Raw genomic sequence first — 14,674 nt, 5'->3', positions numbered from 1 at the left:
GGAGAGTCTTGATGAGCAACAAGAACGAGGGTCTGAGTCTGCTGTACCGCTTCAGGTGGCGCCTCACCTGGTTGCTGCTGCACGTCGCCGGCCCGGCCAGCCTGCCCGACCACCTGGATCCTCGCAGCCGGATGGAGCGCGAGCGGGCCGCCAAGGTCGCGCGCGCCCAGCGGGCCAAGCGGGAGAAGGAAGCCGGTCGGCTGTAGACCCTCTCTGATGTGCAAGCAAGTACTTGCACATCAGGTGCCCAGCTGACAGACTCCGGGGGCATGGACAGCGTTGAGCGAGAGGTGTACGTCGAGGCGCGGCCGGAGCAGGTCTGGACCGCACTGACGCGGCCGGAGCACTTCGCCACCTGGTACGCGTTCGGTGGTGCCGACATCGACCTCCGTCCCGGCGGGCAGTTGGTGATGCGCTGGGAGGAGCACGGTGAGTACCGCGGTTTCGTGGAGAAGCTGGAGCCCGGCCGCCGGTTCGCCTACAGGTATGCGGTCGACCCGGACGTGGATCCCGCGCCGGGCAACTCCAACCTGGTCGAGTTCACCCTGACGCCCGAGGGCGAGGGGACCCGCCTGCGCGTGGTCGAGAGCGGCTTCGACCGGCTCGACCTTCCCGCGGACGTGCGGGCCAAGCAGGCCGAGGATGCCGCCAACGGCTGGGACGTCGGGCTCGAAGGCCTGGCCGCCGTCGCGCGGAACCTGTGATCACCGGGGAGATCTTGTGACCACGGGCGAGGTCCTGGCCGCCCTGGCAGACCCGACCCGCCGCCGGCTGGTGGAACTCCTCGCCCGGGCGGGCGACCGTACGGCGACCTCCCTGGCGGGCGAACTTCCCGTCACCCGGCAGGCCGTCGTACAGCATCTGGGGGTGCTGAAGGAGGCGGGTGTCGTCGGCAGTCTGAGGAGCGGGCGGGAGGTCCGGTTCGGGTTACGGCCGGACGCGTTGACCGCGACCGCCCGGTGGATGGAGGACGTCGCGGCGCAGTGGGACCAGCGGCTGGCTGTGATCAAGCAGCTCGCCGAGGCGGAAACGCAGATCGTCGACGCGGAAACGCAGGACGACGAGATGATGACGCGTCAACGGTAGACTCGGCGACATGCCTCCCGAAGACGAATATGCCCCCAGTCCGACCGCATGGGTCCGCAACGCGGTGGAGAAGATCGAGGAGACCGGCAGCACCAGCGTGGCCGGTTTCGGCGGAAGGGGTGTCGTGCTGCTGACCATGCGCGGCGCCAAGTCCGGCAAGATCCGCAAGGTGCCGCTGATGCGTGTCGAGCACGACGGCGTGTACGTCGCGGTCGCGTCGCTCGGCGGCGCCCCGAAGAACCCGGTCTGGTACTACAACCTCAAGGCCGACCCCACCGTGCAGTTGCAGGACGGCGAGGAGACCGGCGAGTACGTCGCCCGCGAGATCGAGGGCGAGGAGTACGAGCTGTGGTGGAAGCGGTCCGTGGCTGCCTACCCGGACTACGCCGAGTACCAGAAGAAGACCACCCGGAAAATCCCGCAGTTCGTGCTGGAGCCCGTTCAGTAACCCAGACGTTCAGCAGGTACTCGTTCAGTAACTGCCAGACCATGCTGGAGCCGGCGGCGATCTTCAGGACGCCGTCGGTGATCCAGAGGGCCCGGTAGGGGATCCCGGGCACCAGCAGCCCGAGTCCCGCGTTCATCAGGGGGAAGGTCCGGGCCTTGCCATCAAGGTCCGTCAGAACATCCACCCCGGAAGGGTATGCGGTCACCGGGCTGGCACCCGCCTTGTGAGACGCTGACCGCAGTAGACCGACGCGAGGCGTCGACCGAGTTCTGGGAGTCCTCCTGACCACACACGACGCGGTGCAGGAACCGTTCGTCGGGTCGACGCGACTGCGTCTGGCCGGACTTGCACTGCATGCCTATACCGCGAGCGGAACGGTGCTCGCGCTGCTGATCGTGATCGCCGCCATCGACGGCGACGCCGTCCGGGCGCTCTGGCTCGGCCTGGCCGCGCTGGTGATCGACGGCACGGACGGAATGATCGCCCGCCGGCTCCGGGTCAAGGAGACGATCCCGTGGTTCGACGGGGCGATGCTCGACAACATCGTCGACTACCTGACCTACGCGTTCGCGCCGATCGTGCTGCTGTGGACCGGCGACTACCTGCCGAACGGGTTCCTCGGCGCGGCTCTGGCGGCACTGCCGCTGCTTGCCTCCAGCTACCAGTTCTGCCGGACCGACGCGAAGACCGACGACCACTTCTTCCTGGGCTTCCCGAGCTACTGGAACGTGGTCGCCTTCTATGTCGTGGTGCTCGGCCTCGCCCCGACTGCGACCGGGCTGATCCTGCTGATCTGCTCGATCCTGGTGTTCGTGCCGGTGAAGTACGTCTACCCGTCGCGGACGAAGGCGTTCAGGTCGATGAACCTGGTGACCACCGCGATCTGGCTGGCGGCGTACGCCGTGTTGCTGGCGCAGATGCCGGACCCGAACCCGATCGTGGTCGGAGTCTCGCTCGCCTATCTCGTGTACTACGGCGGGCTCAGCCTCTACCTCACTTTCTGGGTACCACGGCGCAAGGTCGCCTGAGTGGCAGGATTGACCGAGTGACAGGGCTGACTGAGTGATAGGTGGACTGGGCGCCGCACTCGGGGCGGCGGTGCTCTTCGGCATCGCCGCGATCCTGCAGGCGGTCGGCTCACGCAAGGTGCCGACCGGGTCGGAGCTTGACCCGCGGCGGCTCGTCGGGTTCGTGGGCGCGCTGTTGCGGCAGCCCGCGTTCCTCGGCGCCCTGGTGCTCAACCTCGCCGGGTTCGGGCTGCACTTCATCGCACTGCGGCTGCTGCCCCTCTACCTGGCCCAGGCCGGGATCGCCGCAAGCCTCGTCGTCACCGCGCTGCTCGCGACCCGGCTGATGGCGGACCAGCTCAGCGCGATCGAGTGGGCGGCGGTGGTCGGCGTCTGCGTCGGCCTCGGCCTGCTCGCGGTGTCGGCCGGTGACGCGGGGGAGAGCGCCCGCCACCACGGGCTGACGGTCGGCTTGATCATCGGACTCGTCTGCATCGCCGTGCTCGGTGGACTGGCGAGCCGATCGAAGCACGCGAGCGCCACGGCCGTGCTGGGACTGCTCGCCGGACTCGGGTACGCCGGAGTCGCCATCTCGGCCCGCTTGCTCGAGGACGGCTCGTTCGGTGAACTCGTGAGGAGCCCGACGGCGTACACCCTGCCGATCAGCGGAGCACTCGCCTTCGTGCTGTACTCGCTCGCGCTGCAACGCGGTTCGGTGACGCTGGCAACCACCCCGATGATCGCCCTGCAGACGATCACCCCGGCCGCGGTCGGCGTACTGGTCCTCGGCGACGACGTACGCGAAGGTTGGTACGCCGGGGCGGTGGCCGGGTTCGTGGTGACCGCGATCGGCGCGCTGATCCTGGTCCGCTTCGAATCCGTCAAGGACGAGTCCGAACCGGCCGAGGCCAACCACTAGCCGGTCTTAGCGGCTGGGCCACTTCCACGGCGGCTCGTCCAGAGGGCGTTGACCTTCGATGGTGGTGGCGCCGAACTCCTTCACCAGTTCGGCGCTGCGCAGGTCGAGGCCGGTCTCGTCCGAGCCGGCCTGGAGCGCCGCGAGGAACGGGCGCGAGTGGGTCACGATGATGATCTGGGTCTCCTTGGCCGCGGTGACGACGAGATTCGCCAACGCAGGCAGGAGATCCGGGTGCAGACTCGTCTCCGGCTCGTTCAGCACCAGCAGTTCGGGCGGTCGCGGAGTCAGGAGCGCCGCGACCCAGAGCAGATACCGCAGGGTGCCGTCGGACAACTCCGCACCGGAGAGCGGCCGCAGCAGTCCGTGCTGCTGGAACGCGATCTCGAAGCGGCCGGCGTTGTTGCGGATCTCGAGCTTGCTGCCCGGGAAGGCCAGGTCGATCGCCTCGTCCAGCGCGCCGTTCGGGCCGATCTCCCGGATCGTCTGCAGTGCGGCGGCGACATCGGCTCCCTCCGGGCCGAGGATCGTGGTCCGGGTGCCGATCTGGACCTGGCGAGCCGGTGCGTCGGCGTCGGTCCGCAGATGGTCGTAGAACCGCCAGGACCGGATCCGCTCCCGAAGGGTGAGCAACTCCGGCGCCCGCTCCGGGTCGGCGAACTCACTCAGCATGCTGTCGAACGGCTGCAGCACGTGGCCGCCGTCGTGCCATTTCCCGTCGGCCTTGCGGATCCGCACTCCGCCGCCGCCCCGCTCGACGAGCAGCGAGGCCGGCCGCAGGAACGGCCCGGCCCACAGCACCTCCCGCTTGATCTCGGGATCGAGGTTGAAGGCAGAGGGACGCCTGAACTCGCCCAGCGTCGGCTGGGGGAGACCGAAGTCCATCGCGTAGCCGTAGTCGTCGGACGCGAACCCCATCCGCAGACTGAGCGGACCGGTCCGGACGGTCCCCTGGATCGGCTGCTCACCTCGACGGACCGCCTTGGAGATGTTCTCCGGTCCGGCCCACAGGGTCGACGGCAGCCCACCCTCACGCGCCAGGGCCGCCACCGCTCCGTTCCGCGAGGCATCGGCCAGCAGGCGGAGCGCGCGGTACAGGCTGGACTTGCCGGTCCCGTTGGCGCCGGTCACCACGTTCACCCGGCCCAGCGGCATCACCAGCCGCCGGAGGGACCGGTAGTTCTCGATGGCGAGCGTGCTCAACATGCCCGCCAACGTACCCGCGCCCTCCGACAAGCCGCGGCAACTTGCTTCGACGCCAAGCAGCAGCCTCCGTGGCAACCCGGCGCCCGGGTCAGTGGTTCGGGGTGAGGGGTCGCTCACTCGTGGATTCTCGTTGCGGGTAATCGGTTTCCCCTGCACACAATCCACGACTGAGTGCCCGCTCACCGGCGGGGGGTCGCTGGGTGTTGATCAAGTGGAGCGGGTGGGAGCTCGCGGGCTCAGAATGGGCTATGACTGATGCTCCGATTCGCCTTGGAATCGTCGGCCTGGGTGCGATGGGCCGCCGGATGCTCGCGGAGGCCGTGACCCATCCCGACTTCGCGCTCACCCACGCCGTCGACCTGAACCCGGCAGCTGTCGCCGCGGCCTGGGAGACGGTGGAGTCCGGGGTGAGCTTCAGTACGAAGGTGGAGGACGTGATCGGCGCAGATTCGGTCGACGCCGTCTATGTCGCAACTCCACCGGCCACGCACGCGGCGCTCGTAGTACCGGCTTTCGAGGCGGGGCAGGCGGTCTTCTGCGAGAAGCCGCTGGCCGTGTCGGCCGCCGATGGCGAGGCGATGGTGGCTGCGGCGCAAGCCTCCGGCCGAGCGACTGCCGTCAACTTCGCCCTGTCGAACCAGCCGGCCACGCAGTACCTCGAACAGGCGATCGCCGACGGGCGAGCGGGCGACGTACTGGCGGTCGAGATCCGGTTCGCCTTCGCCGAGTGGCCGCGCAAGTTCCAAGCCGAGGCCACCTGGCTCGCGGGCCGTGAGCAGGGCGGCTTCCTCCGCGAGGTCTTCTCCCACTTCGCCTATCTCACCGACCGCCTACTGGGCCCCCTCGACCCGATCCACGTCGCAGTGGACCATCACGACCCCACCTCATCCGAGACAACGGCGTGCGGCCTACTGCGAGCAGGCAAGATCCCAGTGCACCTGACAGGCATCGCGGGCGCCGCCGGGCCCACAACGTACGAGTGGACCCTGCGTGGCTCCAAGCAGTCCTACCGCCTCACCAACTGGACCGCCCTATCCGTTGCCCACGGCAACTCCTGGGCCTCCCTCGACCTCCCCGCCCCCGCCTCGGAGTCCACCCGCCTAGCCCTCTTCGCCCAAGCCATCCACGGCAGCCCCACCCCCGACCTGGCCACCTTCCCCACCGCCCACCGGATCCAACACGTAGTCGAGTCCTTCCACCAAGGTGTCCGGTCAACTGCCTACGGCAGCGAAGGGTCGTCCGACTCGATCTGACGGAGTTGGGCCGCGATCGCCTGGGACTCGGCCGGCACGGTGTCGTCCGGGTGATGGATCCACCAGCCCGGCCCCCAGCGCAGTACCTTCCCGAACAGTGTCAGGTGCAGTCCCGACTCGAAGGTGTCGGCAGGCAAGCGGAACTCCCTGACCAAGGGGTCGTCGTCCCGTGCCGTTTCGTAGGTGCCTTCGCCCGGGACGTAGCTGCTCTGGTAATCCGTCCAGCAATCTACGAACGCCCAGCCGCTGGAGTCGCCGGGCACATAACAGAGCACCCGTCTGTCCACGACCAGACTCGGCTCGCCGAACTCCGCAACGATCTCGCTCCGTCGTACGTCGGTGGTTCCGAAGCGCTCGCGAACCGCGGAGGTGAACATCAGCCAGTCCGTCTCGTCAAGCGTTCGGTCGACGGCCAGATAGCCCAGCCGATGGAAATGCTCGGCAAAGACGGAGGCAACTTCGGCCGTGCAGTTGCGGTCGCGTCCGAACATCTCCAGGAACGGTCCTTGTACCCCGCGACTGCCGTATCGGTCCATCGAATCGCGCCAGTAGCCGTCATGCCGCTCGTCGAGGAAGCACAGGTCGTCCAGTAGTCGCCGGCAGAGGTCTTGGACGTGGGCGCCGTTGATCCCGTACATGCCGGTCCGAGCCATGATCAATGGCAGTTCGGCCAGCCACTTGTCCTTCAGTTCCTCAGCAGTGCGCATGCCGAGAGCCTAGAGCCGGATGCTGCAACAGAAACCGCCCCGAGCCGGGAGGCTCGGGGCGGTTTCGTGGTACTGCGGGGTTAGGCGAGGGAGTCTTCCCAGGCCTGGTGGAGGCCGGCGTAGTTGCCGCCGGTGGTGATGAGGTCGGCGGGGGTGCCGTCCTCGATGATGCGGCCGTGTTCGAGCACGATCACCCGGTCCGCGGTCTCCACGGTGGAGAGGCGGTGGGCGATCACGATCGCGGTCCGGTCGTCCAGGATGGTCCGCAGCGCGCGCTGGATCAGCCGCTCGCTGGGGATGTCGAGGCTGGAGGTTGCCTCGTCCAGGATCAGCACCGCCGGGTCCGCCAGGAAGGCCCGGGCGAACGCGACCAGTTGCCGCTGGCCCGCGGACAGCCGGCTGCCCCGCTTCGCGACCGGGGTCTCGTAGCCGTCCGGCAGCGCCATGATGAAGTCGTGCGCGCCGATCACCTTGGCCGCTTCGACGATCTCGTCCATGGTCGCGTCCGGCTTGCCGAACCGGATGTTGTCGGCCACGGTCCCGGTGAACAGGAAGTTCTCCTGCGTCACCATCACCACCCGCTCGCGCAGGTCGTCCTCGGTCAGCTTCCGCAGGTCGATCCCGTCCAGCATCACGTGCCCGCCGGTCGGGTCGTAGAACCTCGCCACCAGTTTGGCGATCGTGGTCTTGCCCGCGCCGGTGGTCCCGACCAGGGCAAGCGTCTGCCCGGCCGGTACGTCGAGCTCGAGCCCGGGCAGCACGGCCACCCCGTCGACGTACGAGAACTGCACGTTGCGCAGTTGCAGGTGACCCCGTGCCTTGGTCGGCTGGGCCGGCTGCACCGGCTCGGCGACGTCGGGCTTCTCGTTGAGCACGCCGGACAGCTTCTCCAGCGCGGCGCTCGCGGACAGGAAGGTGTTGTAGAACTGCGAGATGTCCTGCAGCGGCTCGAAGAACTGCCGCAGGTACAGCAGGAACGCGGTCAGCACGCCGACCGTGACGTGCCCGTGGTAGGCCTGCCAGCCGCCGTAGGCCAGGATGGCGACGATGGTGATGTTGCCGACGCCCTTGATCGACGGCATGAAGATCGCGTTGATCCGGAACGACTCGAGGTTGGCCTCGCGGTACTTGTCGTTGACGCCCCAGAAGATCTCCTCGTTGCGCGGTTCCCGGCGGAACGCCTGGACGGCGCGAATACCGGTCATCGACTCGACGAAGTGCACGATCACCAGTACTACGGCCTCACGCGTGCGCCGGTAGACGATCGCCGACCGGCGGCGGAACCACGCGGTCAGCAGGAACAGCGCCGGGAACGACAACAGGGCGAGCAGGCCGAGCTTGACGTCCAGCGTGAGCAGCAGGACGGACGTTCCGATCAGGGTGAGCAGCGCTGTCACCAGGCCGTCGAACCCGGTCTCCAGCATCTCGTCGATGACGTCGACGTCCGACGTCAGCCGGGAGATCACCCGGCCCGAGGTGTACTTGTCGTGGAACGACGGGCTGAGCCGCTGGAAGTGGTCGAACACCCGCCGGCGCAGGCCGAGCAGGATCGTCTGACCGAGCCGGCCGGACCGCATCAGGAAGAGCCACCGGGCCGCGGCCTGGATCAGGGCCGAGGCGAACACCGCCGCGACCACCGTGAGCAGTGTCTTACTGCCCTCGCCGGCCAGGATCGGCGGGATGCCCTTGTCGATGCCGAGGTGGACCAGGTACGGCACCGCGAGCCGCGCCGCGTTCTCCACCACGACGATCACGACGAGCAGCCAGATCAGCTTGTGGTACGGCCGCAGGAGTTCGCCGAGCAACTTGCGCGACTGCTCCTTGAGCCGCACGGTCGTTGCCCTCGACAACTCGTCGTTGCCCTCCTCGGCGTACCCGCGCCAGGAGTCCTGCTGGGCGGCAGGCTGGTCGGTCGAGGACTGCGGAGGTGTCTGCTGGGTCGTCGTCATGCGTGCACCTCCTCCTCTTCCGCCGCGAGCAAGGTCCGGTACGCCGGAACGGTGGCGAGCAGTTCCGCGTGAGTGCCGACGTGGGTGATCGTGCCGTTCTCCAGCAGCGCCACCTGGTCGGCCAGCATCACCGTGGACGCGCGGTGTGCCACCACGATGCCGGTGGTCGCCGCGAGCACGTTCCGCAGCGCCTCCTCCACCAGGGCCTCGGTGTGTACGTCGAGCGCCGACAGCGTGTCGTCGAGCACCAGTACGGCGGGCCTGGCGAGCACCGCACGCGCGAGCGCGAGTCGTTGCCGTTGGCCACCGGACAGGGACATGCCCTGCTCACCGACCCGGGTGTCCAGACCCCAGGGCAGGTCGTTCGCGAAGGTCGCCTGGGCGATCTCCAGGGCCTGCTGCACGTCCGCCTCGGACGCGTCCGGCCGGCCCAGCGTGATGTTCTCCCGGGCACTCATCGAGAACAGCGTCGGGTCGTCGAAGGCCGAGGCCACCGCGGTCCGCAGCGATTTCAGGGTGAGATCCCGGACGTCGTGCCCGTCGATCGTGATCCGCCCGCCGGTCACGTCGTACAGCCGGGGGACCAGGGAGGTGAGCGTGGTCTTGCCGGAGCCGGTGGCGCCGACCAGCGCCAGCGTCGTACCGGGCGGCAGGTCCAGGTTGATGTCACGCAGTACGTCGGCCGAGTCCGGGCTGAACCGGAAGCTGACGTGCTCGAACCGCAGGTGCCCCCGCGGGTTCACCAGCTCGTCCGGGCCGTCGGTGATGGTGGACTCGGTGTCCAGGATCTCGCTGATCCGGTCCGCCGACGTCATCGCCTCCTGCGCCATCGCGAGGATGGTGCCGAGCGACTCCACCGGCCAGATCAGCGACAGCATCAAGGTGATGAACGCGACCAGGGTGCCGAGCGTGATGGCCTCCCGGCCGACCGCGAGCGCGCCGAGCAGCAGCACGATCACCAGGGTCAGGTTCGGGATCACCTCCAGGAAGGTCCAGAACCGCGACGCCAGCCGGACCTTGTCCACCGACGTGTCGTAGAGCTTCACCGCGCCGCCGTTGAACTGCTGCTTCACGTGCTCGCGGCGGCCGAAGGCCTTGATCACCCGGAAGCCGACCGCCGACTCCTCGATCCGGGTGGCCAGGTCGCCCTGCTGGTCCTGCACCCGCCGGGAGATCGCCAGGTACTTCTTCTCGAACTTCAGCGACACCACGATGATCGGTGCCGCGGCCACCAGGACCACGATGCCGAGCGGCCAGTACAGCCGGAGCAGCAGGATGGTGACGACCACCAGCTGCAAAACGTTGATCACCAGGAACAGCAGGCCGAAGCCCATGAACCGGCGGATGGTGGACAGGTCGGCGGTGACCCGGGACAGCAACTGACCGCTCTGCCAGCGGCTGTGGAACTCCATCGGCAGCGCTTGCAGCCGGATGTAGAGGTCGTTACGGAGAGCGGCCTCGAGGTCGCTGACGGCCCGGGACTGCGCCCAGCGGCGGGCCCAGACCAGCAGCACCTCGCTGATGCTGAGGCCGAGGGCCAGCAGGGCCAGCGGGAGGAGCAGGTCGATCTCGTGGCGGGTGACCGGTCCATCGATGATGGCCCGGGTGACCAGGGGAACGGTGAGGCCGACGGCGACGCCCAGCATGGCGGTGGAGAACATGATCGCCAGGCGCCACTTGTGGGGGCGGAGATAGGGGCGGAGCCGCCAGAGATTCTGGCTCCGCCTGGGGGTACGGCGGCTAGAAGGGGCTGCGATCGACGGCGCTTGGACAGGTTGCTCTGAGGGCATCTGGAGGGGCGCACTTCCCAACATGCTCGGCACGGGAGGGGGACGCGACCGGAAAACGGCGCACTTTCCAGTATCGCTCAGTAGGTAAGCGCTTGTCCTGCGATTTCCATTCCCGGGTGATGAATTACCGCTTTGTGCAATGGGTGAGCCCCGCCACCGCGCGGTGACAGGGCTCACACTGATCACGAATCGTGATAGATCTCAGCACCTCGAGTGCGCTGCTCCATCGATCGCGGCGGCCGCTAGGGATTCTGGCGGAGGAACGCGACCCCGTCGATGACCGCCGGGGCGGTCGAGGTGGAGACGATCTTGATCGCCCCGGTGCGGAACGGCGTGATCGGCAGGTAGGTCACCTTGCGCTGGGTGCTGGTGGCTGTGAGTGACACCGTGGCGAGCTTGATGTTCGCGTGGTAGACGTCCACCTTGCCCTGGCCCGGGCCGTTGATCGTGACCAGCAGGACCCGCACGCCGGCCTCGGCGGTCTTGGTCAGGTAGGCGCCGCTCTTGAGCAGGGTCGAGGTGGTCCCCTGGAAGGCCGTCGTGCTGGTCCCCCTGGTCACGGTGCCGCCCGACGACGAGATCAGGGCCCGGTCGTCCTGCGGAGCCACCGTGCACAGTTGCGGCGACCAGGCCGAGAGGTTCCCGAGGACGTCCCGGGCGCGGACCATGAAGCACTCGTCCATGCCCAGCCGCGGAGCCCAGGTGATCGACGTGATCTGGGTGTTCTGCCAGGTTGCCGGGTACATCCACTTCCCGAACGCGGCACCCGCGGCGGCGGTCTTGTAGACGACGTCGTACGTCGAGACCGAGGTCTCGTCCGTGTACGCCCAGCGGACCGTGGTCGGGCTGGTCAGGGTGATCCGGTCGCCGATCCGCAGGGTGACGGCCGTCGGCGCGATGCCGTCGACCTCGGTGCAGTACGAGCTGCTCCAGGCGCTCAGGTTCCCGGCGTAGTCGCGGGCGCGGACCTGCCAGCAGGTATCGGTGCCCGCCGCGGCGCTCATGCTGGCCGCTGTGGCCTTCAGCCCCTGCCAGCCGGCCACCTGGTTCCAGGCGCCGTACGGCGAGGTCCGGTTCGGGCGCTGCTGGATCCTCAGGTCGTACGAGAGGATGCCGCTGGCCGGTGCGTTCGGGTCCTGCGGGTCTGTGTAAGCCCAGTCGAACGAGATGCTCGTGTTGTCCCGCAGGCGGTCGCCCGCCGAGGCGCTCGTCAGGGTCGGCGCGGTCGTGTCCGGCCGCTGCTGCGGGTCGGGCGCCAGCCAGCTGAGCGTGGCGATCCGCGGTCGGGCGTCGGCATCGGCGTAGATGATCTTGGGACCGCTCGCGCCGTCCGCGCGGAAGCTGGCCGGCTGCAGGCGACCGAGGATCGGGCCGTAGCGACGCTGGCCCAGCGACTGGTCGTTGAGGTCGGTGACGAGCAGTTCCTTCGTCGGCAGGCCGCTCGAGTCCTCGCTCGCGTAGGACTGCACCACGAACCCGTTGCCGAGCTGGGCGTCGGCGCCGACGGTCAGGATGCGTGGAGCTTCTGGACCCTTCACGTCGACGACCTGGTTGCCGCCGTTGCAGCCGGACAGCAGAGCCCAGCGGCCGTTGACCCGATCCGCACCGACCGCACAACCACTGGCAACGGTGACGGTCTTGGTGGTGTCGAGGACGAGGTCCTTGCCGGCCAGTACGCCGGGCTCGGTCACCTTCCAGACGGTGTTGTCCGCCAGCGCGAACGGGGGAGCGTAGTCCGCGATCTTGGTTTTGGTGTCGACGTTGTAGATCTCGGCGGTGGCTGCGCCGGCCACGTGGTGTGAGACCAGCTTGCCGCCCTTGCCGAGGACGACCTCGTCGGTCGCCGGGAAGGTCAGGTCCCCGGCGGAACCACGCACACGCGCGGTGGTCCCCTGGTAGCTGACCAGCGTGGTCCCTTCCAGTTGCAGCGGCTTGGTCGCGTTACTGGTGTTCAGCGCGCTCCAGGTGCTGCCGTCGGTGGTCGTCTCGTAGAGGCCGTGGTCCGGCTGGCTGTCCGAGGTGACCACGCGCGCGCCGGACAGGCCGACGTTGCTGACCTGCGCCGCGAACGCCGGAGTCGCCTTCACGGTCTGCAGCACGCCGTCGGCGCCGACACTGGCCACCTTGCTCTGCGCCGAGACGAGCAACCGGCCGTTGCCGAGGTCGGCCGCGTCATGCACGCCGGTCAGGAAGGACTGGGTCACCGTTCCGTCGTTGACCGCGACCTTCGCCATCACCTTGGACGTGGGCACCAGCACCGCTACGTCGTCGCCGACGGTCAGGAGGGGCTGGCCGAACGGAACCTCGACGCTGCCGGTCGTCGCGCTCGTCCGCTGCTTCCAGCCGAGCGTCTTGGAGTCTGCGGTGGCGGCGGTCTGCCAGATCACCCTGTTCGGGGTCAGTTGCGCCCAGGCGGGATTGGCGACCAGGGTCGCGGCCGAGGTCGCAGTACCGGTGGCCAGGTCGACGACGTACAGGTGGCCGGCGACGCCGATCAGGAGCGCGGTGTCCGTGCTGTCGAGGATCGTGGGGTCGCCGAAGGTCGCGCCGGTGACGGGCTTCTCGGTGTTGTTCACGGCGCGCAAGGCGAACGAGCCGCCGTCAGCCGCGCGGGACAGCAGGATGCCGCCGGGGTACGCGCCCTGGTACGTCGCCCCCGCCGGTACGTCGACGTCGGTGCTCGCGTCGGTGGCGATGTCCCGGAAGCTCACCTTCACCGCGCTCGGGGTGACGACGTACTTGCCGAGCAGGGTGGGCGCCTTGTCGGGCTCGTCGCGGAGTCGCGGGTCGGTGCGGACGAGCGCGCCGTTCGTGGTGCTGAGGATCTCCCACGGCTCGGGCGACTGGTCGTCCGCCTGCCCGTATGACGTCACGTAGTACGAGCTCGTCGCCTGCCTGATCTGTACCGCGGGGTCGGCGACCAGGCGGTTCCCCAGTGCGGTGCCCTGCCCGAGGTGGGCCGGCGGTTCGGCAGCCATCACCCGACTCGCGACGAGTGGCACCAGGATCAGCGCGCAGGCACCAGCCAGCGCCTTGGTACGGAACATCATGCGTGACTCTCCCCCGGGGACGCCGCACCCTCGGCGTGTCCCCTTGACCGCGGAACAATAACCGTTGCGGCCGGTCATCGGACAGCGCCGGTCGATATCCAGGTGACAGGCGAGCGGCCGCTGCGGGACCCTCAGGGGGATTCGATTTCCCGTTGGAAAGGACCCGATGCAGGCTGCCATCACGGTGACACCGGCCCAGTTGCCCGAGGTGTTGCTGCACGTCGCCGTGGTCCGCCCGGTCTTCCTCTGGGGAGCGCCCGGGATCGGCAAGAGCAGTCTGGTCCGCTCGTTCGCGGAGTCGCTCGGGCTGGAGTGCGTCACGCTGCTCGGCACCCAGCTCGCACCCGAGGACCTGATCGGCGTACCGCAGATCGTGGACGGGCGGAGCCGGTTCGCGCCGCCGCTGAGCATCGCGCGGGACGAGCCGTACTGTCTGTTCCTGGACGAGCTGAACGCGTCCACGGCCGAGGTCCAGAAGGCGTTCTACTCGCTGATCCTGGATCGCCGGATCGGGGAGTACGAGCTGCCGCTGGGGTCGGTCGTGATCGGCGCGGGCAACCGGGCGACGGACAACGCGCTGGCCCGGCCGATGGCCTCGGCGTTGGTGAACCGGCTGGTGCACCTTCATCTGCGGGCCTCCGCGGACGACTGGCTGCGTTGGGCCGGTGGCGCCGGGATCCACCCGTGGGTGCTCGACTATCTGCGGAACCGGCCGGATCACCTGTGGACCGCGCCGCCGAAGACGGAGGAGCCGTTCTCGACGCCGCGAAGCTGGCACATGTTGTCGGACGCGTTGCACTCGTACGGCGCCGCGATCGACGACGAGATGCTGCGGGTGCTTGCCTTCGGCACCTTGACGGCGACGCACGCCTCGACCTTCCGGGCGTTCGTGAAGACGGTCCGGAACTCCTTCGGGTTCGAGGCGGTGCTGAAGGGTGAGGCCGGCTGGCCGGCGGCGCCTGAGGACCGCGACCTGCTGTACTTCCTGGCCGAGACGTTCCGGGCCAGGCTGGTGAAGGAACTGGCGGCGGACAAGGCCTCGGCGAGTCCGGCGGCCAAGCAGCTGGCCCATCGGGGCAAGGCGTTGCTGGTGGAGCTGGCGGAGATCTCGCTCGAGGTGGCGCAGATCGTGATCGCGTCGGACGAGGACGGCCGGCCGGTGCTGCCGGCCTGGTTCCTGGTCGAGGTGACGCGGGACCTGCCGCGCCTCGTGGCTGCTCGGGCCTGATGAGCGCGCCGATGCGTGGTCCGTGGCGCCGCGG

13 protein-coding genes are annotated in these 14,674 nt (G+C 68.7%); 8 read left to right on the top strand and 5 right to left on the bottom strand.

Annotated elements, in window-relative coordinates:
- Positions 1-11 precede the first annotated feature (11 nt).
- The 6 genes from EV648_RS26935 to EV648_RS26910 all read left to right on the top strand — a co-directional run bounded on the left by EV648_RS26935 (position 12) and on the right by EV648_RS26910 (position 3,460).
- Positions 12-206 (top strand): hypothetical protein, encoded by a 195-nt coding sequence (locus tag EV648_RS26935; RefSeq protein WP_132297461.1) that lies wholly within the window; start codon positions 12-14, stop codon positions 204-206.
- Between the two features lie 63 nt (positions 207-269).
- Positions 270-704 carry an SRPBCC domain-containing protein gene (locus EV648_RS26930; RefSeq protein ID WP_132297458.1) on the top strand — a complete coding sequence of 145 codons (435 nt, stop codon included), beginning with the start codon at positions 270-272 and terminating at the stop codon, positions 702-704.
- A gap of 16 nt (positions 705-720) precedes the next feature.
- Entirely contained in the window at positions 721-1,086 is a 366-nt protein-coding gene (locus EV648_RS26925; protein ID WP_241995627.1) for a helix-turn-helix transcriptional regulator, read from the top strand.
- 10 nt (positions 1,087-1,096) lie between these two features.
- Positions 1,097-1,534: a nitroreductase family deazaflavin-dependent oxidoreductase gene (locus tag EV648_RS26920; RefSeq protein ID WP_132297452.1), complete on the top strand. Its 438-nt coding sequence runs from the start codon at positions 1,097-1,099 to the stop codon at positions 1,532-1,534.
- Between the two features lie 299 nt (positions 1,535-1,833).
- The gene (locus EV648_RS26915) at positions 1,834-2,562 is read left to right on the top strand and encodes a phosphatidylcholine/phosphatidylserine synthase (protein ID WP_132297449.1); all 729 of its coding nucleotides are present in this window, start codon (positions 1,834-1,836) and stop codon (positions 2,560-2,562) included.
- A 34-nt stretch (positions 2,563-2,596) separates the two neighbouring features.
- Positions 2,597-3,460, top strand: a complete 864-nt coding sequence (locus EV648_RS26910) for a hypothetical protein (RefSeq protein WP_132297446.1) — start codon at positions 2,597-2,599, stop codon at positions 3,458-3,460.
- 6 nt (positions 3,461-3,466) lie between these two features.
- Here the strand turns inward: EV648_RS26910 and EV648_RS26905 are convergent, their stop codons facing one another.
- The gene (locus tag EV648_RS26905) at positions 3,467-4,663 is read right to left on the bottom strand and encodes an AAA family ATPase (RefSeq protein ID WP_132297443.1); all 1,197 of its coding nucleotides are present in this window, start codon (positions 4,661-4,663) and stop codon (positions 3,467-3,469) included.
- Between the two features lie 248 nt (positions 4,664-4,911).
- On the opposite strand from EV648_RS26905, the gene EV648_RS44825 reads away from it, so the two are divergent.
- On the top strand, positions 4,912-5,916 hold the full coding sequence (locus EV648_RS44825; protein ID WP_132297440.1) for a Gfo/Idh/MocA family protein: 1,005 nt from the start codon (positions 4,912-4,914) through the stop codon (positions 5,914-5,916).
- Here the strand turns inward: EV648_RS44825 and EV648_RS26895 are convergent.
- From EV648_RS26895 to EV648_RS26880, 4 genes are all read right to left on the bottom strand, one after another.
- Positions 5,883-6,623, bottom strand: a complete 741-nt coding sequence (locus EV648_RS26895) for a hypothetical protein (RefSeq protein WP_132297437.1) — start codon at positions 6,621-6,623, stop codon at positions 5,883-5,885. The two genes, EV648_RS44825 and EV648_RS26895, sit on opposite strands and share 34 nt — an antisense overlap.
- A gap of 80 nt (positions 6,624-6,703) precedes the next feature.
- Entirely contained in the window at positions 6,704-8,572 is a 1,869-nt protein-coding gene (locus EV648_RS26890) for an ABC transporter ATP-binding protein (RefSeq protein ID WP_199234843.1), read from the bottom strand.
- Entirely contained in the window at positions 8,569-10,233 is a 1,665-nt protein-coding gene (locus EV648_RS26885) for an ABC transporter ATP-binding protein (protein ID WP_132297434.1), read from the bottom strand. The genes EV648_RS26890 and EV648_RS26885 overlap by 4 nt, the downstream gene beginning before the upstream one ends.
- A 371-nt stretch (positions 10,234-10,604) precedes the next feature.
- Complete coding sequence (locus tag EV648_RS26880) at positions 10,605-13,412, bottom strand: hypothetical protein (RefSeq protein WP_132297431.1); 2,808 nt, start codon at positions 13,410-13,412, stop codon at positions 10,605-10,607.
- Between the two features lie 166 nt (positions 13,413-13,578).
- Between EV648_RS26880 and EV648_RS26875 the strand changes: the two genes are divergently transcribed.
- A complete protein-coding gene (locus EV648_RS26875) occupies positions 13,579-14,640 on the top strand; it encodes an AAA family ATPase (RefSeq protein WP_132297428.1) in 1,062 nt (353 codons plus the stop codon).
- The last annotated feature ends 34 nt before the right edge of the window (positions 14,641-14,674 follow it).

Source organism: Kribbella sp. VKM Ac-2568, from assembly GCF_004345365.1.
Classification (GTDB): domain Bacteria; phylum Actinomycetota; class Actinomycetes; order Propionibacteriales; family Kribbellaceae; genus Kribbella; species Kribbella orskensis.
This window is presented reverse-complemented; position numbering and strand designations above follow the sequence as displayed.